Source organism: Bradyrhizobium sp. MV1.5, assembly GCF_055807615.1.
Genome location: NZ_JBVVPL010000001.1, coordinates 211,933 through 234,349, shown reverse-complemented (window position 1 = coordinate 234,349; position 22,417 = coordinate 211,933). Strand labels below are relative to the sequence as shown.

The following is a 22,417-nucleotide window of genomic DNA, read 5'->3' as shown; positions in this document are numbered from 1 at the left end:
ATCAGATCTCCATCGTTACGGCCTGCTGGAGCGCGCGCGCCACCACGCGCTTGCCGAGCGCGATCTTGAAGCTGTTGTGCCGGCGGCCCCTGGCGTCGGCAAACGCGGCGTCGGCCACGCGTTGCGCCAGACCGTCATCGAATTTCTGTCCCTTCAGCAGCGCCTCCGCCTCACGCGCCCGCCACGGCACGGTCGCGACGCCGCCGAGCGCGACACGCGCGTCCCTGATCGAGCCATCCTGCACGTCGAGCGCGACCGCAGCCGACGACAGCGCGAACTCGTAGGACTGACGGTCGCGCGCCTTGAGATACACCGAGCGCGGCCAGCGGCCGTGAACGGAGAACGCAGAGATCAGCTCACCAGGCCGAAGCGTGGTCTCGATCTCGGGCGTCCTGCCGGGTGCCTTGTGCAACTCTGCGAACGGCAGATTGCGCGTGCCGGACCTGCCGGTGATTTCGACCACCGCATCCAGCGCGATCAATGCCTGGGCAAAATCGCCGGGATAGGTGGCGATGCACTGATCGGACGTACCGAGCACCGCATGCATGCGATTGACGCCGTCCATGGCGGCACAGCCCGAGCCGGGATTGCGCTTGTTGCAATTCTCATAAGAGACATCGCGGAAATAGCTGCAACGCGTTCGCTGCATCACGTTGCCGCCGAGCGTTGCCATGTTGCGCAGCTGCGCGCTGGCGGCGAGCTTCAGGGAGTTCGCGATCACCGGATAATTGCGCTGGATCTCGGCCTGGGCGGCCACGTCGGACATCTTGGCGAGCGCGCCGAGCCGCAAGCCGTCACTGCCGGACTCAATCGCGGACCAGCCCCGCGCCAGCGGATTGATATCGACGATCGCGGCGGGCCGCATCACGTCCAGCTTCATCAGGTCGATCAGCGTGGTGCCGCCCGCGAGCGGCTGCGCCGTAGCCTTGGTCAGCGGATTGTTCGCAGCCGCGGCAGCGCTGAGCGCCTGCACGGCCATGTCAGGGTCTGTTGCCCTTTGATACCAAAACGATCGCATGCCCCTAGCCTTTCATGATCTCGGGCGCGGCCTGCTTCACGGCGGCGACGATGTTGGGATAGGCGGCGCAGCGGCAGATGTTGCCGCTCATGTATTCGCGGATATCGGCCTCGCTGCCCGCGTGTCCCTCCTTGACGCAGGCCACGGCGGACATGATCTGGCCCGGCGTACAATAGCCGCATTGAAACGCGTCGTTGTCGACGAAGGCCTGCTGCATCGGATGCAAATGATCGTCGGTGGCAAGGCCTTCGATCGTCGTGATCTCCTGCCCCTCGGCCGCGAGCGCGAGCGTCAGACACGACACCACGCGCCGGTCGTCGATCAGGACCGTGCAGGCACCACATTGGCCGTGGTCGCAGCCCTTTTTGCTGCCGGTGAGCTTGAGATGCTCCCGCAGCGCGTCCAGCACCGTCGTGCGCGCGTCGATGCGCAGGCGCTTGTCCTTGCCATTGACCCGCAGCGTGACATCGACAGGAAGTGCCGGATCCTGGGCGGTCGACACGCTCGCATCCTGCGCGGCCGCACGCGCCGTCAGAGGGACCAGCGCACTGCCGGCGGCGCCCGCCATGAAAGCGCGCCGATCGAATCCGGATGGTCCGGAACCTGGCTTTTCGGACATGGAGGGCCTCCGCCGCTTCGAGCAAGCAGCGCACGCCGGCACCGCTCATCGGCCCTTAACCTGAAGCAATGAACTCCGTTCCGAACGACAAAGGGCGACGCAGCAAATGCCGCGCCGCCCTTCGTCAACTTTTCCTGATCTTGCGCGGGGAACCCCGCACGCGGCGATCAGTATCCCAGCGCGCAACCGTCCTTGCGCGGATCGGAACCGCCGGTGAGCGTGCCCTTGTCCCAGTCGATCCAGATCGCCTGCGCGCCGCCGAGCGGACCGACGACGCTGGTGGTCTTGTGGCCGAGTTTCTTCAGGCCTTCGACGATATCGGCCGGCACGCTGTCCTCGAGCTGGTACTGGCCTTCGTAATGCAGGCCGCGCGGCATATCGATCGCCTCCTGCACGTCGCAGCCGTAATCGAGAATGTTGGTCACCACATGGGTCTGGCCAACCGGCTGATACTGTCCGCCCATCACCGCAAACGGCATCACGGAGCGGCCGCCCTTGGTGAGCAGGCTCGGCATGATCGTGTGCAGCGGACGCTTGCCGCCGGCGATGCAATTGGGGTGGCCGGGCTGGATGCGGAAGCCACCGGCGCGGTTCTGAAGCAAAACGCCGGTCTTGTTCGAGACGATCGCCGAGCCGAAGGAATGCGCGACCGAGTTGATGAACGAGCAGACGTTGCGGTCCTTGTCCACGACGGTGATGTAGATGGTCGAGGGGTTCATCGGTGGCGCGACGTTCGGCAGGTCGAGCATGCCGTCCATGCGGATCTTGTCGATGTGCTCGTTGCAGTATTCCTTGGCGAGTATCCTGGCGACCTCGACCTGCATATGCTCGGGATCGGCGACATGCAACTCGCGATGCATGTAGGCGATGCGCGCGGCCTCGGCTTCGAGGTGGAAACGCTCGACGCTGAGCGGCGCGTATTTCGTCAGGTCGAACCGCGACAGGATGTTCAACATCAGCAGCATGGTGAGGCCGGGTCCGTTCGGCGGGCACTGCCAGACGTCATAGCCCTTGTACATGGTGCCGATCGGCGTCGTCGTCTCGGTGGTATGCGCGGCGAAATCGTCGAGCGTGTGCAGGCCGCCGATTCCGCGCAGGGTCTCCACCATGTCTTCCGCGATCGGGCCCTTGTAGAAGGCGTCGCGGCCGTCCTTGGCGATCGCCCGCAGCGTCTTGCCGAGCTCGGCCTGGCGAATGACGTCGCCGGCCACCGGCGGCTTGCCGTGCGGCAGCAGATAGCGCTCCGTGTTGGTGCCGGCCTTCAGCTTCTCGAACTGGTTCTTCCAGTCGAAGGCGATGCGGGGGGCAACGACGTAGCCTTCCTCAGCGGCCTTGATCGCGGGCTGGAGCAGCCGGTCGAAGCCGAACTTGCCGTGATCGCGCAAAACGGTCGCAAAGGCGTCGATCACGCCGGGGATCGAGACCGCATGCGCGGAGGTCAGCGGCACGGAGTTGATCTTGCGTTCGATATACCAGTCGGCGTTCGCCGCCTTCGGGGCGCGGCCGGAGCCGTTATAGGCGATGATCTTGCCCTCGCCGCGCGGCTGGATCAGCGCAAAGCAGTCGCCGCCGATGCCGGTCGATTGCGGCTCGATCACGCCGAGAATGGCCGAGCCCGCGACGGCCGCGTCCACCGCCGTGCCGCCCTCGCGCAGCACCTCGATCGCGGCGAGCGACGCCTGCGGATGCGAGGTCGCCACCATCGCGTTGGTGGCGTGGACCGTGGACCTGCCGGGGAAATGGAAGTTTCTCATCGAATTCTTGCTCTCATTGGCGTCTGGCGCGGATGGCGTGTCGTTTCGGAAAAAGCCGGGCCTACATGACACATTCCGGCCCGCCGGGGCAATGCTGGCATGCCAGGGAAATGGCTGCCATCCGTTGGGAATAGAGCTGCTCGTTGCGGGTTTTCCGGGCGCGCCCCGCCTGCTAAACGGGCGCCATGATTTGCAAGGTCGCCGCCTTCTACCAATTCGCCGCCCTGCCCGATTACCGCGAGCTGCGCGAGCCGCTGCGCGCGTTCTGCGCCGGCCTGGCGCTGAAGGGCAGCGTGCTGCTCGCGCAGGAGGGCATCAACGGCACGGTCGCGGGCCCGGGCGAGACGATCGACGCGCTCGCCCATGAGCTCGCGCACGGCGATATGTTCGGCGGCAGGTTGAACAATCTCGAACTGAAGTTCTCGACCGCCGAGGCGATGCCGTTCGGCCGGCTCAAGGTGCGGCTGAAGAAGGAGATCGTCACGCTCGGCGACGAAGCCGCCGATCCGACGCGGCAGGTCGGTATCTATGTCGATGCGGCCGAATGGAACGCGCTCATCGCGGCGCCCGACACGCTGGTGCTCGACACCAGGAACGCCTTCGAGGTGGCGATGGGGACGTTCGAGGGCGCGCTCGATCCAGGCATCAGGAGCTTTGGCCAGTTCAAGGATTTTGCGGCCGAGCGGCTCGATTCCGCCAAACACCGCAAAATCGCGATGTTCTGCACCGGCGGCATCCGCTGCGAGAAGGCGAGCGCGCACCTGCTCGCGCGCGGCTTTGCCGAGGTCTATCACCTCAAGGGCGGCATTCTCAAATATCTGGAAGAGGTGCCGGAAGCTGAGAGCCGCTGGCGCGGCGAATGCTTCGTGTTCGACGAACGTGTCGCGCTCGGCCATGGTTTGCGAGAACCTGGCTTGCAACAACTTGGCTTGTCCGAACGAAATAAGGACGCGGCACGTGACGAATGAGATCAAGACGCTGGGCGAGCGCATCGACACGCTGGAGACCCGCCTCGCCTACCAGGACGACGCGATCGAGACGCTGAACCAGACCATCACCGCGCAGTGGAAGCAGATCGACGCGCTGACGCGGAGAATCGCAGAGCTCGGCGAGCGGCTGCAGGAGGCCGAGGCGAATGCGCCGGGAGCCGCCAATGAGCGCCCCCCGCATTATTGAGGCTACTGACCGGACGCCTTGAGCAGGAGGTTGCTCACCTCGCCCGACATCATCAGCCGGTTGCGCCCGGCCTCCTTGGCGGCATAGAGCGCCTGGTCGGCGGCCTCGATCAGCGAGACCACGCCGGCCGTGCGCTCCAGCGCCGGCCGGCACGCAGCACCGCCGAGCGAAGCGGTCACGCAGCCGGCCGCATGGTTGCTGGTGTGGACGAGGCCCGCATCGCGGATCGCCCGTCGGATCCGGTCACCGATCAGGGCGCAGCCGGCAGCGTCGGTGTTCGGCAGCAGCATGGCGAACTCCTCACCGCCGTAACGCGCCGCCAGATCGCCGGAACGATGCATCTCGGCGGCGATGATCTGCGCCACCTGCCGGAGGCAGGCATCGCCCGCGGGATGGCCGTATTCGTCGTTGTACGACTTGAAGTGATCGACGTCGATCATCAGCAAAGAGAGGCTGGAGCGCTCGCGATAGGCACGCGCCCACTCCTCCTTCAGCCGTTCATCGAAGCGGCGGCGATTGGCAAGCCCGGTGAGGCTGTCCTCGATCGCGAGCGTTTCGAGCCGGGTCTCGAGCTTCTTCTGCTCGGTGATGTCGCGCGAGATCGCGACCACGCCGTCGACGCTGCCATTCTCCTTGCGGGTCACCCGCATGGTCGATTCGAGCCAGACTTCGGCATTCTGCCGGTGCGCGTTGCGATAGGTGACGCGCACCTCCTCCTTCTCGCCGCGCTTCATGGCATCGACGAGAGCCTGGACCTGCGGCCGGTCGTCCGCGTGAACGCCGGCCAGCGCGAGGGTACCGATCAGCTGATTGGCGCGCCAGCCGACGACGCCAATCGACGACGGCGAGACATAGCGCAGCCGCTCGTCGAGCCCGATACGCGTCACCATGTCGCTGGAGCCTTCGGCAAGCAGTCGGAAATGCGCTTCCTTCTCGACCAGCGCGGCCGCCATGCTCTGGCCCCGCTGCAACTGCCGCACCAGCACAGCACCGATGATCGCGAGCAGCATGACCAGCGCGAGCACGTAGAGCATGCGAGAGATCGCCGCAGCACGCCAGGGCGCCAGCAGTTCGTCCTTGTCGACGGTTGCAAGCAGGACCAGCGGATAACGGCCAGAGCGCTTGAAGAAGCTGACGCGCTCGGCGCCGTCGAGCGGCGACTTGAAATGATAGACGCCGCCCGGCCGCTGCAGGCCGGCGTCACGGAACAGCGGCGTATTGGCAACGCTGCGGCCGATGAATTTCTCGTTGCTCGGGTAGCGCGCGATGATCAGGCCGTCGCCGTGTGTCAACGCCACCGAGCTGTTGCGGCCGATCTCGAATTGTTCGTAGAAATGCGAGAGATATCCCGAGCTGATGGTCGCGAGCACCACGCCGCCGAAGCTGCCGTCCGGCTTGTTGAAACGGCGCGACAGGGTGACGACCCACTCGCCGTCGAGCAGGCTCTTCACGGGCCGGCCGACATGGGGCTCCCGTTTCGGCGAGAGCTGGTGATAACGGAAGAACGCGTCGTCGTTGAGCGTCGAGCCGATCGTGCCGGGCGAGGTCAACCAGTTGCCGTGGTCGTCGATGATGGCGAGGTTGTGGATGCGCTCTATCGCCTTCTTGCGCGCCTCCAGCAGGGTTCGAAGCTTGGCGATCGTGGCCGGCTCGGTGCCGTCCATCTCCAGCCGGCTGACGACGCCGACGACGCCTGAATCCAGCAGATCGAGGCTGTCCTCGGCATGCTGCGTCAACGAGCGCGCAACATTCGCCATCTCTGCCTCGGCGCCCTTGAGCACCGCGTCGCGGGCCGCCCATTCCCGCCAGCCGCTGACGCCGAGGATGGCCACGCAGGTCAGCGCGACGAACGCAGCCGCCCGCAGCGGCAGGCGGCTCCATCCGGCTCTTTTGGTCACAGCACTCATGCGGCAGAATTCTCCGAAGATCGGAAACTCTGCTGCTTCTGTTAGTGAAACCTGAAAGGCCGGGAGAAATATGCAACGATGTCCCCGGTTTCCCGTAGTCGTACGGACGCCGGAATCAGCGCATCGCTAACAAGGCTTTAGCAAACCTATCGGAATCCGGCGCACCCGCGGTTAGCTGAAGATGGCCTTAACCTTGTCCCAGAGCGAGGGATTGTCGGCCTCCGCATCGGCCTTCGAGGGCGTTGGCTGGGCGGCGCTCACGGGATCGGAAGCGGGGAAGGTATCCTTCAGGCCAGCGTCGAGCTTGGCGTGGCGGTCGGCGGCGAGCGCTTCGTGCAGATCGTCGGCGTGCTTGTCATGCGGCGCGGGGTTGAATGTCTCAGCCATGGTCTCGTCCTCCGTTGGCTGGTCAACGCGGCCCAATTGCGCTTGGTTCCCCTGTTCCGCTCAGGGCCGCGGCGGTGTATCAGGAGCCGTAACCATCTCAGGACCGTTCGTGCCCCAATCTGCGACAAAACCCTTCATCGACGTCCTCTCCGGCCAGCGGCAGGTCATTCCGCCGGTCTGGATGATGCGGCAGGCCGGCCGTTACCTGCCGGAATATCGCGAGGTGCGGGCCAAGGCCGGCGGCTTCCTCGATCTCTGCTTCAACCCGCAGCTCGCCGCCGAAGTGACGCTGCAACCGATCCGGAGGTTCGGCTTCGATGCGGCGATCATCTTCTCCGACATCCTGGTGATCCCCTATGCGCTCGGACGGTCCGTGCGCTTCGAGGTCGGCGAGGGTCCGCGGCTCGAGCCGCTGGATGATCCAGCCAAGGTCGCAACCCTGGCGAAGCACGCCGATTTCGGCAAGCTCGCCCCGGTGTTCGAGGCCCTCAAGATCGTGCGCGGTGCGCTCGATCCCAAGATCGCGCTGATAGGCTTCTGCGGCGCCCCGTGGACGGTGGCGACCTACATGGTTGCCGGCCAGGGTACGCCCGACCAGGCGCCGGCGCGGATGATGGCGTACCGGCATCCGGAGGCGTTCGCAGAGATCATCGACGTGCTGGTCGAGAACTCGATCGAATATCTGCTGGCGCAGCTTGCCGCCGGCGCCAACGCCTTGCAGATCTTCGACACCTGGGCCGGCGTGCTGCCGCCCGCCGAATTCGCGCGCTGGTCGGTCGAGCCGACGCGGCGCATCGTCGATGGCGTGCGCGCCAAGGTGCCGGACGCCAAGATCATCGGCTTTCCGCGCGGTGCCGGTGCGCAATTGCCCGGTTTCGTCGAGGCGACCGGTGTCAACGCGGTCAGCATCGACTGGACCGCGGAGCCGGCCTTCATCCGGGAGCGTGTGCAGAGCAAGGTTGCGGTTCAGGGCAATCTCGATCCGCTGGTGCTGATCACGGGCGGCGCCGCGCTCGACCGCGCGGTCGACAACACGCTGGCGAATTTTGCGCAAGGGCGGTTCATCTTCAATCTCGGCCACGGCATCCAGCCGGAGACGCCGATCGCCCATGTCGAGCAGATGCTGAAGCGGGTTCGGGGCTGATTTATTTTGCGCCTGGGGAGCGGAAAAACAAAAAAACGCGAAAACAACCCCATGCACAGTAGAGAGATTACGCCCGATCAATGACTTAGGGCGGACGGAAATCAGGTGCGCCGTGATCGCATCAGGTCGCGCCAACATTTGACCCGTCGGGCAAAACAGGCGCATGATGTCATCATCGCACCCATGCCAAGCCACGCGGCCGACCTACCGCGGTCGGCTGCGCTCGATGATCTCGGCGGCGCCCTTGGCCAGCAGATCCAGTCCTACCGCACGGCCGAGTTCGCGTGGACGATTGGCGGGGCCCGAACGCAACGCTTCGATGATGGTGTTGCCGGAGAGATCGAGCACGGACGCGGTGAGCGACATCTGATCGCCCGCAATGGTCGAAAAGCCCGCCACGGGCGAATTGCAATGGCCGTTCAGCACCCACAGCACTTCGCGCTCGGCATCGGCACAGGCATGCGCGGAGGGATCGTCGATCGATGCGAGGATGCGACGCGTCTGCCAGTCCTGTGCCGCGCATTCGACGGCGACGATGCCCTGCCCCGCTGCCGGGAGCATTTCCGCTGCGGTAAACTCGTAGGCGATGCGCTGTGACAGGCCGACGCGGTCGAGGCCGGACCGCGCCATGATGAGCGCATCCGCAGGCCCCACCGCGCCGCCATCCGGCAGGCGCTGCTTCTCGGCATTGTCGAGTTTTCGCACGCGCGTGTCGGCGGCGCCGCGGAAGTGGATGATCTCGACGTCGGGAAACAATCGCCGCGCATAGGCGGCGCGGCGGACGGCGTTGGTGCCGATCTTGAAACCCTTGCCACGTAATTGACGCAGCGCCTCCAGCGTCACGCCATCGCGCAGCACCAGCGCGTCGTTGGGAGGATCGCGCGACAGCGTGGCGCCGATCACGAGGCCGGGCGTGTCTTCGTTGCCGGGCATGTCCTTCAGCGAATGCATCGCCGCCTGGAGTTCGCCCGACAGCACGGCGGCGCGGATCTGCGCCACGAAGGCACCGCCCTTGCCGCCATGGGGCAGCAGCTTGCTGGTCTGGTCGAGATCGCCCGTGGTGTCGAACTTGACGATCTCGACGTCGAGATCGGGCATGGCAGCGGTCAGGCGGCGCGCGATCTCTTCCGTCTGTGCCAGCGCCATCGCGCTCTTGCGTGTGCCGATCTTGAATCGCGTAGCCAAGCCCTGGTCCCTTTCCGTGCGCGGATTTACCGCGCATCCTCCAATATCATGTCGGAGGCCTTTTCGGCGATCATGATGATCGGCGCGTTGGTGTTCCCCGATACCAGATCGGGCATGATCGAGCCGTCGACGATTCGAAGGCCTTCCAGGCCCCTCACCTTCAGCCGCTGATCGACCACCGCGAGCGCATCATTGCCCATACGACAAGTCGAGGTCGGATGGTAGATCGTGCTGCCGCGCTCACGGCAATAATCGAGCAGCTCGGCATCCGTGGACACCTTCGCTCCGGGATCGTACTCGTCAACCACGAACGGCTTCAGCGCCGGCGCATGCAATATCTTGCGCAGGATCTTCAGACCTTCCACGTTGGTGGTGCGGTCGGTCTCGGTCGACATGTAGTTGATGCGGATCTCCGGCGGCACTGTCGGGTCGGCGCTTTTGATGCGCAAGGACCCGCGGCTTTCGGGACGCAGTTGGCATACCGACGCCGTGAAGCCGGAGAAATCATGCAGCTTCTCGCCCATCTTGTCGGTCGAGAACGGCAGGAAGTGGACCTGGATGTCCGGCGAGGCCAGCCGCGGACTGGTCTTGAAGAAGGCGCCCGCCGTGCCGGCCGCAATCGTCAGCCACCCCTTGCGGAACAGCGCATAGCGCGCGCCGGCCATCGTGCGGCGGAGCGGATGATTGACGGTGTCGTTCAGCGTGATCTTCTGCGAGCAGCGCATGACGATGCGGACCTGCATGTGGTCCTGGAGATCGTGCCCGACGCCCGGCGCGTCCAGCACGACATCGATGCCGTGCTTGCGCAGGAGGTCGCCGGGTCCGACCCCGGAGAGCTGGAGCAGTTGCGGCGAGTTGTAGGCGCCGCTCGACAGCACGACCTCCTTGCGCGCGCGGGCGCGGCGCAAATTGGCGCCCTGACGGTATTCAACACCGACCGCACGGCGGCCCTCGAACAGCACGCGCTGGCCGAGCGCACCAGTTTCGATCTTGAGATTGCCGCGGGCCTTGGCGGGGCCGAGATAGGCCACCGCCGTCGAGGCGCGGCGGCCGTTACGGGTCGTGGTCTGGAACAGGCCGACGCCTTCCTGGGTGGCGCCATTGAAATCAGGATTGTAGGGCAGACCGGTCTCGACCGCGGCATCGATGAATGCCTTCGACAGCGGGTCCGTCACGACCATGTTGGACACCGGCAACGGGCCGCCGCTGCCGTGATATTGATCGGCGCCGCGCGACTGGTTCTCGGCCTTCTTGAAATAGGGCAGCACGTCGTCATAGCCCCAGCCGGCGTTGCCGCGCTGACGCCATCTGTCGTAATCCTCGTGCTGGCCGCGGACATAGAGGAGACCGTTGATCGAGCTCGATCCGCCCAGCGTCTTGCCGCGCGGCTGGAACACCTGCCGGCCCTTCAGTTCGGGCTCGGGCTCGGTCTGGTACATCCAGTTGACGGTCTTTTCCTTGAACAGCTTGCCGTAGCCGAGCGGCACGTGGATCCAGATGTTGGAATCCTTCGGGCCTGCCTCGAGCAGCAGCACGCTGTGCTTGCCGTTAGCCGATAGCCGGTTGGCGAGTACGCAGCCGGCAGAGCCGGCGCCGACAATGACGTAGTCGAATTCAGGGTCGGAGAGCATCAGGGAGGAAGTTGCGTTCATGCGCTACTGTTCTTTTTGTTGGTGTGGGCGTTTCCAATCATCACTTAGCACGATCATGCAGCGACGCGCAGCGCCTCGACCAGCGACCTGAATGCACGGGCGTATTCCGCGCCCGCCCTTGCGATATCGGCGCGTCCGGCGCAGGCGACCGCGGCCTCCGTCACCGCGCCCAGCAGCAGCCGGGCCAGCGGCTCGACCGGCTGCCGCGCGATCAGGCCGGCCTCCATCGCCGCCGCAATCGCGCGCGGCAGCTTGCCGCCGAAATGTTTGGCGTCGATCTCGCGCCAGCGCTCCCAACCGAGCACGGCCGGGCCGTCGCGCAGGATGATCTGGCTGGTCGGGCCCTTGGCGGTCGCGGCGAAATAATGCTGGGTGCCTGCGACCATCGCGGCGAGCACGTCCTTCTCGGCACGAGCCGTGCTGTCGATCTCGGCGACGAGATCGCGCGAGACCTGGTCGAACACCGCTTCGAACACCGCCTCCTTGGTCTTGAAGTGATGATAGACCGCGCCCTTGGCGACGTGGGCGGCTTCGGCGATCTCGTCCATCGTCGTCGCGGCAAAGCCTTGCGTCCCGAACAGGCGGCGCGCCGCCGTCAGGATCGCCTCCGATGTCGCTGCGCGCCGCTCCGCCTGTTTGGCCATGGGTCTGCTGTAGTCGAAACGGACGAGGACAGCCAGTTGACTTTTCGACCGTCGGTCGGTATTTACCGACTATTAGTCGGTTTTACTCGTGAGGTGCGCCATGCCGAGCCGTGATGTCGTCGAAGCTTTTGCCAAACGATTGGAGGACGGGGATTTCGTCGGGGCGATCCTCGACTACTACACGCCGAACGCTGCCACCTGTGAAAACCAGGCCGAACCCCTCGTCGGACGCGACAAGCTCGCGGCCAAGGAGCGCGGCGTGCTGGCAGCCTTCAAGGAGGTCAAGGCAGTGCGCATCGGGCCGAGCCTGATCGAAGGCGACCATGTCGCCACGCGCTGGACCTTCAGCTTCACCAACGCCGAAGGCATCATCCGAACGTTGGATGAGATCGCATGGCAGACCTGGCGGGACGACAAGCTGATCGAAGAACGGTTCTATTACGATCCGAAGCAATTGGGACGCTGAGCCATCTACCGAGGTCTTGCGGCCGCACCAGCGTCGCCGTCACCGATCGACGCCTATTTCGTCACGATTGGCCGCGTCGGCGTTATCGTGCTGGTGGGTGCCGTTGGTGAAATCGAAAACGTCAGCCAGGTATTCCAGCCCGCCGGCCGGTTCGCGGCAGCGAATTCACCGTATCCCTTCAGATTGAGGTACCCCTGCATGTCTCGAACAGGAAACAGAAAGCCGACCTGAGGGCCTACGCCGAGGACGCGTGACCGGAAGCCACCGAGGATCGGGTGTTGTCCGGCATCGTCGGTGATCTGCTGATAGGCATATCCCACCAGCCCGACAAAGACCTGCTTCGAGAGAAACTGGGAAGCGCCCCAATCGAAGTGAAAATCAATGCCGTTCTGATATTGGGTGTCGTTGTTCTTGAAATTGTAGGTAAGTCCCACGACGGCGGAAAATTCGTGCCCTGCTTGCGGATTGAAGTAGGTGTAACCGCCGCCGCCATCGATAGCGCCGCGGCCAATGCCGAGATTGGCAAGGCGGTTTGGATCGTAGGCGCCGACTGGAATGTCGCCCGTCACATAAGTCATGAAGTTGTGAACGCCTGTATTCCACTTCAGTGTCGCCTGGGGATAGAGGTCACCGATGGAAGTGATGGAGTCGCCGATGCTCCCCGAGCGGGTTGCCCCGAACGGTCCGATGCCCGCCATCAGCGTCCCATTGAGGTCGGCGCTCGATCGCCCGAACAGGCCCGTCACGCCGATGGCGAATTGTCCGCCCAGCAGCGGCGTCGCGAACGTGTAAGTCGGATTGAGCAGCAGGAGATCGGCCTGCGCATTGAGATGTAGATCCAGACTGACGTTCACTGTCCTTGGAATTCCGCCCAACCGAATTTCTCTGGCCGCAGCTGTGGCCCCGAACGCCGATATGGACGTGTGATAGTATACCTCCGCCATGGACCAGCCCGGCACCGCGGGGGCTGCCGCGAGGCTACTGAAGCGGCCGGGGAGCCAGTACGAAACACCACTTTCATCCGCGTATGCCGCATCGGACACGCAACCGAGTGGCGCCATAGCAGCGCCGAAACTCAAGAGGATGAGCCAGAGCTGACATGTCTGCCTGGACGTGGCGCGCATCATTTGTCTGCCCCAAATTGCTGGCGAACAATTCGACCTATTTGCGCTAGTGCCTCAGCTCACCTTCCTCGCCGGCGGAAGTTTCCAGGAGTCATCGATGATGGAGGGAGCCTTTTCGCTCGGCCAGTACAGCCGCATCATCAGAACGAAGTCGCCGGAGGGCGCCGGGAGCCAGTTGGACTCCTTGTCCTTGTCCGGGGATTCATTCTGAATGTAGAGATCGGTCGAGCCGTCCGGATTGGATTTCAGATTTTGTCGCGCGCTGATCGAATAGCGGTCGATCGGATTGGCCACGAAGAAATACTCGCCGTTGTACATCGTCACCGACCAGAAGCCGAGCGCCGGCGGAAGCTGGCCCTTGGCAAAGTGCATGACGTATTTATGCGCGCCGCTGTATTTCCGGTCGTCCGCGTCTTTCTGCGAAGTCGGATAGACGGCATCCTGCGGCCGGTTGGCGCCGAGTCCAATGGCGGTGACGAGCGCCCGCATCAGGTAGTCGGTACCGTAGATGCCGGTTTTGGTCGTGAAGGCCCAGCCATTCTCGTCCTTGACGTCCTTGTTGACCTTGAACTGGAGCATGATCCGATCAAAGCCGACCTCGGGCACGCGCTTGACGAAATCCGCCTTGAGCTTGCTCGCGTCGAAGTCCTGGCCCGGTACGATGCCAATCCGGGCGAATTTGGCGATTTGCGGTGCATCCGCGGTCGTAGGCGGATTGCTCTTCATCAGTTCGCAGAGCAGTGTGAAATAGGCCACCGCGCCCATGCGGTTGACCTGCTCGCGCACCGCCGTCTTCATGTCGAGCGATTGATCAACCGTGCCCGCCGGCGGCGTGTACGGTTTTCCGTAGGCGCTCAGCGGCGCCAGCTTGAATTCGTCCTGGAGTTTGTGGACCTCCGCGTAATCCTCCGGCGTTCCGGTGCAATAGATACGGCCAAGCAGCCAAACGATGCTTGTAGGCGATTTGTACTCCGTGACGCCGGCCGGCAATTCGCCTTTCCAACCAGGGCCTGTGATCGCGCAGGTTTGCGCGCCGGTGCCGGTGGTCCGCTTGCCCGGAACCTGGAACACTGTGGTCCAGCCGTCCAGCATCGGAAACAGCGCGTAACGGTCTTTCATGTCGGGGATGCTGAGCACCCACGGCTCCTTGCCCACATCGAAAAACGCAGTCGTGTAAAGCGTGTCCGCATTCGGCGCCGTCACGTCGCGGAAGGACGCGTCAGGATATTTGCGCAGCTTGATGATCTGGCCCATCGGCGCCCGCGTCCCGACCGGCGTCGCGACGTTGGTGATGATTCTCCGCGTCATCTCCATCGTCACCAAGGGGTAGCCGAAGATATAAGCGTCTGTGGCGAGTGCGAACTCCTCAAGTCCGTCGCCGATGCCGAAGAATTCACCATGCTCGGCACGAGTTGACGTGGCCGTGGAGGCGCTGGCGAGCAGGCTCATACCTCCAATCGTTACATTGCGACGGGTGATGTCCATGGAAATAAACTCCGTTGGCTTAAACCCCAAAATCTCTTGATCTCGCAAAGTCGGTCAGTTCGTCTTGATCTGTGTCAAGCGTGCGCGGGCCGGCGTAGGCGCGCCAGAGAACGTGCAACATTTGCCGCACTGCGACTTGGCTCACATTCTTGGAATAGAAGCTGCGGCCTGGCTGTTCGGAGTGCCGGGTGGTGTGAGGAAGAACCGGAGCGCAAGAATCTCTTCCGGTCCGCCGCGCGGTTGAAGGATACCAGCTTCCATATTGCGCCCGTGTCCGTGGCGCTCTCGTCGGAGAGACAAGCTCCTTCGTCCTCTTGATTCAGATCAATAGGACACAAGCTCGCCCGTCGTCTGATAAATCGACTTCAGTAAGATCTCGCCAGGGGGAGTTCTGCATGAAGATTCTATTTCTAGCCTTCGCGATGATGGGCGGCCAAACAGCGATTCCAGTCAGCGAACGCGTGCCCCAACTCAATGTCGAAGCGACCTGCAAGGCAACCGTAGCCACTGACAAGGCGATGGCGCTGGATTTGCCGCAGTCCTACGACGACTGTATGCGCGACGAAAATTCTGCCCTGCAACAGCTTCATTCCGAATGGCTCACGAATTCCGGCAGCCTTCGAGACCGATGCGAAGGCGAAGCAACGGCTGGCGGCAGTGACAGCTATGTTGACCTGCTTACCTGCCTTCAAATGGCCGATTGGGCGAAATCGACGCCGGACACTCCGAAATTGAGGGGAGCGAGCAAGAACAGAAACAAGCTGTGACGCCAAACAGGCGATTATCATCCGTTCATTCCGGTCCAGGAGCTTCACCCCAAGTCCGCGACCGCGGTAACGCCAGCGCCAGGCATTTGTATCGATTTGTTATCGATACGACGTCACGAACACGCAGAAGTGGTCACAGCAATCGTCACAAGCTCGGATAATTCATAGTTCGTCAAAGGTTTGCAGCGAATTCTCCGGACCGGGCCGGACAAGCGGCTCGTGCTGCTAGGCTCTGGAATGCGGACTCAAACGACCAGCTATTTCGCGCGGCTGTTTGCCGGCGATCTGTCGGCCTTTGGCGGTCCCGCAACCGACGAAGCCGTCACCGGCCATATCCGCGCCGAACAGATGTCGCTGGTGCTCGGCTATTCGGTCGGCATCATGCTCGCCAATGCCTGCAACGCCATCGTGCTGGCGATCGCGCTGTGGCAGTCGCCCGACCGGATGTTCGCGCTGATCTGGGCCCTCACAGTGGCCGGCGCCGCGATCGCGTTCGGTCTGCAATCCCACGCCGCGCGCCGCATCACCAAGCCGCAATTCGTCTCGCGCCGCGCCATGCACCGGCTGGTGCGCAATGCCGCTCTTCTCGGCGCCGCCTGGGGCATCGTCCCGGTCGCGTTCTTTGCAGGCGCCTCGACCGGCGGGCAGCTCGTCATCACCTGTCTCTGCTCGGGAATGCTGGCCGGCGGCGCGCTTGCATTCGCCACGATCCCGATCGCGGCCATCGCATTCACGGCGCCCATTTTCCTGGGCATCGCGATCTGCCTCGGCAGGAATGGCGACCTCGCCTTCCTGCTGATCGCCTTTCTCGTCGTGGTCTACGGAAGCGTGTTGTTGCGCGGCGTGTTCGTCAATTCATTCGCGTTCGCACGGCGCGTGATGCGGCAGATCGAGGCCGAGCGTTCGGTGCGGCAGGACCCGCTGACCCATCTGCCCAATCGCGTCGCCTTCAGCGAAACGCTCGATGGCGCCTTGAAACGGCTCAGCCTCTCCGGCGAGGAATTCGCGGTGCTTCTGCTCGATCTCGATCGTTTCAAGGAGGTCAACGACAAGTTCGGCCATCCCGCCGGCGACGAGTTTCTGGTCCAGATCGCGAGTCGCCTGCAACGCTGCACCCGCGCGGCCGAGCATGTCGCACGCATCGGCGGCGACGAGTTCGCGCTGGTGATGGCCAATCTGGTGCGGCCGGAGGATGCGCTCGAGATCGCCGAGCGCTTCGTCGCGGCCTTCGACGAACCGTTCCGGATCGAGGGCCGCCAGATCGTCGGCGCGACCAGCGTCGGCATCGTGCTGGCGCCGCGTGACGGCAATACGCCGCTCGATGTCATGAAGAACGCCGACGCCGCGCTCTACCGCGCCAAGAAGGCCGGGCCGGGCACGGTCTGCTTCTTCGAGGAAGCGGACGACCGCTCGTCCCGCGACCGCAAGGCGCTGCAATCCGATCTGGAAGGCGCCATCGCCAGGGACGAGCTGTTCCTGGTGTTCCAGCCATTCCTCGACCTCGGCGGCAACCGCATCACCGGCTTCGAAGCGCTGCTGCGCTGGCAGCATCCCCAGCGCGGGCTGGTGCCGCCGAGCGAGTTCATTCCCATCGCCGAGGAAACCGGCTTGATCCACGAGATCGGCGAATGGGTCGTCCGCCGCGCCTGCGCGACGGTTGCCGAGTGGCCCAAAGAGATCAGGGTCGCCGTGAATTTCTCGGCCGCGCAGTTTCACAACAACGGCCTCCTCCAGATCATCGTGCAGGCGCTTGCGGACGCAAAGGTCGCGCCGCACCGGCTCGAGATCGAAATCACGGAATCGATGCTGCTGTCGAAATACGGCTCGGCCGCGTCCGTCCTGAATGCGCTGCTGGAGCTCGGCGTCACCGTGGCACTCGACGATTTCGGCACCGGCTTCTCCTCGCTGACTTACCTGCGCAAGCTGCCGTTCAGCCGCATCAAGATCGACCAATCCTTCATCCGCGACATGCTGGTGCAGCCGGACTGCGCCGCGATCGTGAAATCGGTGATTGGGCTCGCGCGCGACCTGCGCATCGGCGTGGTCGCGGAAGGCGTTGAGACCGCCGACCAGCTCGAATATCTACGCCAGATCGGTTGCGACGAAGTTCAGGGTTATCTCATCAGCCGGCCGGTGTCGGCGGATGGCGTCCTGGCCCTGCTCGAAACGAAGAAGTTGCGGGCGACATACGCGGCGTAGACCCTCTGCGGCGCATCCTTCGAGACGCTCGCCTTTGGCGAGCTCCTCAGGATGAGGTCCTTCTTCGCGGCGAGACTTTAGACCCTCATGGTGAGGAGCGCCGCCTTACGGCGCGTCTCGAACCATGAAGGCCGGGCAGCTGCCTCAGACCGGATCCGCCCGCAGCAGCGTGTCCACCGTGATGGTGCCCCGTGCGCGCGAGACGCAGGCGCAGATCTTCTGGTTGCTTTGCTTCTGATGGTCGCTGAAGAAGACGTCGCGATGGTCGATCTCGCCGTCGATGGCGACCACGTCGATGGCGCACAGGCCGCATTCGCCGCGCTTGCAATCGTACATCACCTCGTGGCCGCTGGCATTCAGCACGTCCAGCATCGAGCGCTCGCGCGGGATCTCCAGCTCGACACCTGAGCCCTTCAGGCGCACGCGAAACGTCTCGGTCGGCAGCGTGCCGCTGGAGCCGAATGTCTCGTAGCGGAGATCGGGAAGCGGATGGCCGGCGCCGATCCAGGCGTGGCGCGCGGCATCCAGCATCCGCATCGGGCCGCAGAACAGCGCCAGCGCATCCTTGGGCACCGAGGCGAACAGGGCGTCGAGATCGAGCCGCTTGCCCTCATCGCTGGCGTGAACGACCAGGCGATCACCCAGCGTTGCGGCGAGATCGTCGAGATAGGCGGCCTCAGTGCGCGAGCGGACAGCGTAATGCAGTGTGACATCGGCGCCGCGCTTGGCCAGCGCCTGCGCCGCACCGAGAATCGGCGTGATGCCGATGCCGCCGGCGATCAGGCAGTAGTTTTGGCGCGCCCAATCAACCGCGAGCAGCGAGGCGGGCGTCGTGATGTCGAGCCGCGCGCCCGGCTGCAAGGACCACATATAGCGCGAGCCGCCACGTGAATCCTCGGCGCGGCGCACCGCGATCCTTAAACCCCGCGACGAGGCTTCCCCGACCAGCGAATAGGACCGCGTCTCGGGCTGCCCGTCGATGGTGACGCTGATATTGATGTGGCTGCCGACCGGATAGGCGGCGCCGTCGAACTGGTCCGGCCGGATCAGGAATTCGCGGATGCCGGGCGCGAGATCGCGCGTCGAAACGAGCGTGGCCGGACTCCAGGTTTCGATGAAGCGCATGGCACTTCCCTCAATCGGTTGCGGACTTGATCAGCGCAAGCGCCGGCAGCAGGTCGAGATGGGTCCGGTTGCGTAGCGCGAGCCGCAGATTGCGCACCGCAAGCCGCGCGTGCTCGCGCATGACCGCCTCGGCGCGGGCGCCTTCGCGGTTCTCGATGGCGTCGATCACGACGCGGTGGTGCTCCTGCCCGATGATCAGGATTTGCTGTGCCTCGGGCAGCGCCGACTGCGCCATCACGAAACCGCTCGGGGACGCAAACGGCAGCGACGAGGCGCGGTCGATCTGCCGGATCAGCGGCGGGCTGCGCGACAGTTCGGTGAGCAGGGCGTGGAAGCGCGCGTTCAGCGTGACATAGGACGAGAACGCATCGACCGAGATCGGGACCTGGCGCAACAACTCGTCGATCGCGGCAAGGCACTCCCTGAGCGGCTCGAGCTCGCGCGCGGAAACGCCGCGCTCGGCGGCAAAGCGCGCGGCGAGCCCTTCCAGCGTGCCGCGCAGCTCGATGGAATCGGAGATGTCGCGCTCGGAGAACGCCTTCACCATGAAGCCGCCAGAGGGGATCGCCTCCAAGAGGCCCTCCTCCTCCAGCCGCACCAGCGCCATGCGCACCGGGGTGCGCGAGGCGCCGGTCGTCTCCACCGCCTGGAGCTCGGAGATGCGCTCGCCGGGGCGCAACGAGCCCGAGAGGAGCTGGTCGCGCAGCGCGAGCTGCGCCTTCACCGTCTGCGAGACGGAGCGGTCGACCTCACGCTCGGCCATGTCGGCTTACTCCGCGGCCTGGAGATGCTGGGGCGGGTTTTCCTTTGCCACCATCTTGTCGATCAGCTTGCGCGTCCACATGGCGCCGGCGTCGATGTTGAGATTGTAGAAGATGCGATCAGGGTTCTCGTCCATCGCGCGCTGCTGCGCTTCGAGGATCAGTTCGTCCTCGTGGAAGATGCCGGAGACGCCCTCGCGGATCTCGGTGGTGATGCGCTGCTCCCCGAGTTGATAGTTGCGCACGAAGGCCCAGAAATAGTGGCAGGTCTTCTCGGTCTCCGGCGTGATGGTGTTGAGCACGAAGCCGTTGACGCCCTGCGAGCGATCACCTTCGGGCGCGCCGGTGCCTGATGGCGCCACACCCACGTCGATGGCAATCGTGCACGGCGCCTCGAAGCGGATGATCTGCCAGCGGTCGACGAGGCCAGATTTGCCGAGTTGTTTCGCCCAGAACGGCGGCGCCTCGATGCCGCGCATCCAGCGCGTCACCGTCACCGTCTTCTCGCCATGGGTGACGTCGAACGGCGCCTCTGCAACCGCCTCGTTGCCGATGGACGAGCCGTGCACGAACGTCTCGTGCGTGAGGTCCATGAGATTGTCGAGCACGAGGCGATAGTCGCAATTGACGTGGATGGTCTTGCCGTCGCCGGCCCAGGCCGGGTCGTGATTCCAGTGCAGGTCGGGTACCAGCCCAGGATCGGCCAGCGCGGGATCGCCCATCCAGAGCCAGATGTAGCGATGACGCTCGACCACCGGATAGGCACGCACGCAGGCCGACGGGTTGATGGTCTCCTGCGAGGGCATGAAGGTGCAGCGCCCTTGCGCATTGTACTTCAGGCCGTGATAGCCGCAGACGACGGTGTCGCCTTCGAGCCGTCCCTTGGACAGCGGCACCAGGCGATGCCAGCAGGCATCCTCGAGCGCGGCCACCGAGCCGTCGGCCTTGCGGTACATCACAACGTGCTTGCCGCAGATCGTCCGCGGCAGCAGCGCGGGCTTCACGTCGGCGTCCCAAGCGGCGGCATACCAGGCGTTCATCGGGAAGGGTTTTGTCACCGGTCTCACTCCCAAGGCTTATGAATACGTTATGTATACAATAGTGGAGGAAGAGAATCATTCAAGCGCCAAAATTTCGTACTATAGTACCTTTATCTAAAATCGTGTATACAAACCCGTCCGCTGTCATTCCCCGCGAAAGCGGGGGATCCAGTACTCCGCGGCGGTCGTTGGTTCACTCAACTGGCGCCACGGCGTACTGGATCACCCGCTTTCGCGGGTGATGTCACCTGTTGATACGGCGAGTCTGGACGGGTCGCGGGAGCGGCGCTTTGACTACGCCCCGAACACCTTCGCCAACCCTGCCTGAGCCTCCTGTTGAATCGCCTTCAGGTGCTCGGGGCTGCGGAAGCTTTCCGCATAGATCTTGTAGACATCCTCCGTTCCTGACGGCCTGGCGGCGAACCAGCCGAAATCGGTTTCGACCTTGATGCCGCCGAACGGCTGGCCGTTGCCGGGCGCCTTGCTCAGGGTGGCGCGGACGGGATCGCCGGCGAGATCCTTCAGGCCGAGCTGCTCCGGTGTGACGGATTTCAGGATGTTCTTCTGCGGCGTGGTCGCGGCGACGTCGATGCGCGCGTAATGGGGCATGCCGAACTCGGCGGTGAGATCGTTGAAGAGCTGGCTCGGATCGCGGCCGGTCTTGGCCATGATCTCGGCCGCCAGCAGGCCGAGGATGATGCCGTCCTTGTCGGTGGTCCACACCGTGCCGTCGCGGCGCAGGAACGAGGCGCCTGCACTCTCCTCGCCCCCGAAGCCGAAGCCGCCCGTGAGGAGGCCATCGACGAACCATTTGAAGCCCACAGGGGTCTCGACCAGCTTGCGGCCGAGTTTTTTCGCGACGCGGTCGATGATCGAGCTCGACACCACGGTCTTGCCGATCGCGGCGTCCTTGCCCCAGTTCGGGCGGTGCGCGAACAGATAGGAAATCGCGGTCGCGAGATAATGGTTCGGATTCATCAGGCCGCCGGTGCGCGTCACGATGCCGTGGCGGTCCGCGTCGGTGTCATTGGCGAAGGCGACGTCGAAGCGGTCGCGCATCGCAATCAGGCTCGCCATCGCATAAGGCGATGAGCAGTCCATGCGGATCTTGCCGTCCCAATCCACCGTCATGAAGCGGAAGGTCGGGTCGATCGCCTTGTTCACCACGGTCGCCTTCAGGCCGTAGCGCTCGATGATCGGATGCCAATAATGCACGGCGGCGCCGCCGAGCGGATCGATGCCGATATTGACGCCGGCGGATTTGACCAGGTCGAGATCGATGACGTTGCCGAGATCGGCGACATAGGGCGTGATGAAGTCATAGGCGTGGACGTTCGCAGCTTTGCGTGCCCTGGCGTAGTCGATGCGCTTCACGCCCTTCAAGCCGTCGGCGAGATAGGCATTGGCTCGCTTCTCGATCACGGAGGTCGCGTCGGTGTCGGCCGGTCCGCCATGCGGCGGATTGTATTTGTAGCCGCCGTCCTCGGGCGGATTGTGCGAGGGCGTGACGACGACGCCGTCGGCAAGGCCCGAGGTGCGGCCCTTGTTGTAGGTCAGGATCGCATGCGAGATCACCGGCGTCGGCGTGTAGCCGCCGTCCTTGTCGATCATGATGTCGACGCCGTTGGCCGCGAACACCTCGATGGCGCTGACCAGCGCAGGCTCGGCCAGCGCATGGGTGTCGATGCCGATAAAGAGCGGGCCGGTCAGCCCCTTTTCACGTCGATAATCACAGATTGCCTGTGTCGTCGCCAGGATATGGCCCTCGTTGAAGCTGGTCTTGAACGAGGTGCCGCGATGGCCGGAGGTGCCGAACGCCACCCGCTGCGCGGGATCCGCGACATCGGGCTTGCCGGCGAAATAGGCCGTCACCAGCCGCGGAACGTTGGTCAGCGCGTCCGGCGAGGCCTGCTTGCCCGCCGCGGGATGAACATCAGCCACTGGATATACCTCGTCCTGTCGTA

Annotated in this window: 20 protein-coding genes; 6 read left to right on the top strand and 14 right to left on the bottom strand. The window is 64.2% G+C overall.

What is annotated here, in order from left to right:
* Window position 1: 1 nt before the first annotated feature.
* The 3 genes from AC0L2J_RS01045 to ggt form a co-directional block, all read right to left on the bottom strand.
* A complete protein-coding gene (locus AC0L2J_RS01045) occupies window positions 2-1,018 on the bottom strand; it encodes an FAD binding domain-containing protein (RefSeq protein ID WP_473386635.1) in 1,017 nt (338 codons plus the stop codon).
* A gap of 4 nt (window positions 1,019-1,022) precedes the next feature.
* Complete coding sequence (locus AC0L2J_RS01040) at window positions 1,023-1,637, bottom strand: (2Fe-2S)-binding protein (RefSeq protein WP_473249303.1); 615 nt, start codon at window positions 1,635-1,637, stop codon at window positions 1,023-1,025.
* Window positions 1,638-1,804: 167 nt separating this feature from the next.
* The gene (ggt, locus tag AC0L2J_RS01035) at window positions 1,805-3,391 is read right to left on the bottom strand and encodes a gamma-glutamyltransferase (RefSeq protein ID WP_473249302.1); all 1,587 of its coding nucleotides are present in this window, start codon (window positions 3,389-3,391) and stop codon (window positions 1,805-1,807) included.
* A gap of 185 nt (window positions 3,392-3,576) precedes the next feature.
* Between ggt and trhO the strand changes: the two genes are divergently transcribed.
* Together trhO and AC0L2J_RS01025 are read left to right on the top strand one after the other, a co-directional pair.
* Window positions 3,577-4,359, top strand: a complete 783-nt coding sequence (trhO, locus tag AC0L2J_RS01030; RefSeq protein ID WP_473386633.1) for an oxygen-dependent tRNA uridine(34) hydroxylase TrhO — start codon at window positions 3,577-3,579, stop codon at window positions 4,357-4,359.
* A complete protein-coding gene (locus tag AC0L2J_RS01025) occupies window positions 4,349-4,567 on the top strand; it encodes a SlyX family protein (RefSeq protein WP_007606917.1) in 219 nt (72 codons plus the stop codon). Before trhO ends, AC0L2J_RS01025 begins: the two co-directional genes overlap by 11 nt.
* 2 nt (window positions 4,568-4,569) lie before the next feature.
* Here the strand turns inward: AC0L2J_RS01025 and AC0L2J_RS01020 are convergent, their stop codons facing one another.
* Both AC0L2J_RS01020 and AC0L2J_RS01015 read right to left on the bottom strand, forming a co-directional pair.
* Complete coding sequence (locus AC0L2J_RS01020) at window positions 4,570-6,474, bottom strand: sensor domain-containing diguanylate cyclase (RefSeq protein WP_473386631.1); 1,905 nt, start codon at window positions 6,472-6,474, stop codon at window positions 4,570-4,572.
* Window positions 6,475-6,645: 171 nt separating this feature from the next.
* Window positions 6,646-6,861, bottom strand: coding sequence for a hypothetical protein (locus AC0L2J_RS01015; protein WP_007595236.1), 216 nt, complete (start codon window positions 6,859-6,861; stop codon window positions 6,646-6,648).
* Between the two features lie 109 nt (window positions 6,862-6,970).
* Between AC0L2J_RS01015 and hemE the strand changes: the two genes are divergently transcribed.
* Complete coding sequence (gene hemE / locus AC0L2J_RS01010; protein WP_473386629.1) at window positions 6,971-8,005, top strand: uroporphyrinogen decarboxylase; 1,035 nt, start codon at window positions 6,971-6,973, stop codon at window positions 8,003-8,005.
* Window positions 8,006-8,209: 204 nt separating this feature from the next.
* Here hemE and hemC read toward each other — a convergent pair whose 3' ends face one another.
* From hemC to AC0L2J_RS00995, 3 genes are read right to left on the bottom strand one after another with little or no spacing between them, the layout of a single operon-like run.
* Window positions 8,210-9,190 carry a hydroxymethylbilane synthase gene (gene hemC, locus AC0L2J_RS01005; RefSeq protein ID WP_473386627.1) on the bottom strand — a complete coding sequence of 327 codons (981 nt, stop codon included), beginning with the start codon at window positions 9,188-9,190 and terminating at the stop codon, window positions 8,210-8,212.
* A 26-nt stretch (window positions 9,191-9,216) separates the two neighbouring features.
* Window positions 9,217-10,842 (bottom strand): GMC family oxidoreductase, encoded by a 1,626-nt coding sequence (locus AC0L2J_RS01000; RefSeq protein ID WP_473386625.1) that lies wholly within the window; start codon window positions 10,840-10,842, stop codon window positions 9,217-9,219.
* Window positions 10,843-10,895: 53 nt separating this feature from the next.
* Window positions 10,896-11,486 carry a TetR/AcrR family transcriptional regulator gene (locus AC0L2J_RS00995; RefSeq protein WP_007606906.1) on the bottom strand — a complete coding sequence of 197 codons (591 nt, stop codon included), beginning with the start codon at window positions 11,484-11,486 and terminating at the stop codon, window positions 10,896-10,898.
* A 100-nt stretch (window positions 11,487-11,586) separates the two neighbouring features.
* Between AC0L2J_RS00995 and AC0L2J_RS00990 the strand changes: the two genes are divergently transcribed.
* Window positions 11,587-11,952: a nuclear transport factor 2 family protein gene (locus AC0L2J_RS00990; protein ID WP_473386621.1), complete on the top strand. Its 366-nt coding sequence runs from the start codon at window positions 11,587-11,589 to the stop codon at window positions 11,950-11,952.
* Window positions 11,953-12,005: 53 nt separating this feature from the next.
* Here the strand turns inward: AC0L2J_RS00990 and AC0L2J_RS00985 are convergent, their stop codons facing one another.
* A complete protein-coding gene (locus AC0L2J_RS00985; protein ID WP_473386618.1) occupies window positions 12,006-13,079 on the bottom strand; it encodes a SphA family protein in 1,074 nt (357 codons plus the stop codon).
* A gap of 51 nt (window positions 13,080-13,130) precedes the next feature.
* Window positions 13,131-14,561: a DUF1254 domain-containing protein gene (locus AC0L2J_RS00980; RefSeq protein WP_473386616.1), complete on the bottom strand. Its 1,431-nt coding sequence runs from the start codon at window positions 14,559-14,561 to the stop codon at window positions 13,131-13,133.
* A 395-nt stretch (window positions 14,562-14,956) separates the two neighbouring features.
* On the opposite strand from AC0L2J_RS00980, the gene AC0L2J_RS00975 reads away from it, so the two are divergent.
* The gene (locus tag AC0L2J_RS00975; RefSeq protein ID WP_473386614.1) at window positions 14,957-15,328 is read left to right on the top strand and encodes a hypothetical protein; all 372 of its coding nucleotides are present in this window, start codon (window positions 14,957-14,959) and stop codon (window positions 15,326-15,328) included.
* Window positions 15,329-15,565: 237 nt separating this feature from the next.
* Window positions 15,566-17,527, top strand: a complete 1,962-nt coding sequence (locus AC0L2J_RS00970; protein WP_473386611.1) for a putative bifunctional diguanylate cyclase/phosphodiesterase — start codon at window positions 15,566-15,568, stop codon at window positions 17,525-17,527.
* A gap of 144 nt (window positions 17,528-17,671) precedes the next feature.
* Here AC0L2J_RS00970 and AC0L2J_RS00965 read toward each other — a convergent pair whose 3' ends face one another.
* From AC0L2J_RS00965 to pgm, 4 genes are all read right to left on the bottom strand, one after another.
* Window positions 17,672-18,652 (bottom strand): PDR/VanB family oxidoreductase, encoded by a 981-nt coding sequence (locus tag AC0L2J_RS00965; RefSeq protein ID WP_473386609.1) that lies wholly within the window; start codon window positions 18,650-18,652, stop codon window positions 17,672-17,674.
* 10 nt (window positions 18,653-18,662) lie between these two features.
* Window positions 18,663-19,415, bottom strand: coding sequence for a GntR family transcriptional regulator (locus AC0L2J_RS00960; RefSeq protein WP_063993546.1), 753 nt, complete (start codon window positions 19,413-19,415; stop codon window positions 18,663-18,665).
* 6 nt (window positions 19,416-19,421) lie between these two features.
* On the bottom strand, window positions 19,422-20,471 hold the full coding sequence (locus AC0L2J_RS00955; RefSeq protein ID WP_473386607.1) for an aromatic ring-hydroxylating dioxygenase subunit alpha: 1,050 nt from the start codon (window positions 20,469-20,471) through the stop codon (window positions 19,422-19,424).
* A gap of 276 nt (window positions 20,472-20,747) precedes the next feature.
* On the bottom strand, window positions 20,748-22,394 hold the full coding sequence (gene pgm, locus AC0L2J_RS00950) for a phosphoglucomutase (alpha-D-glucose-1,6-bisphosphate-dependent) (protein WP_063993548.1): 1,647 nt from the start codon (window positions 22,392-22,394) through the stop codon (window positions 20,748-20,750).
* Window positions 22,395-22,417: the final 23 nt, after the last annotated feature.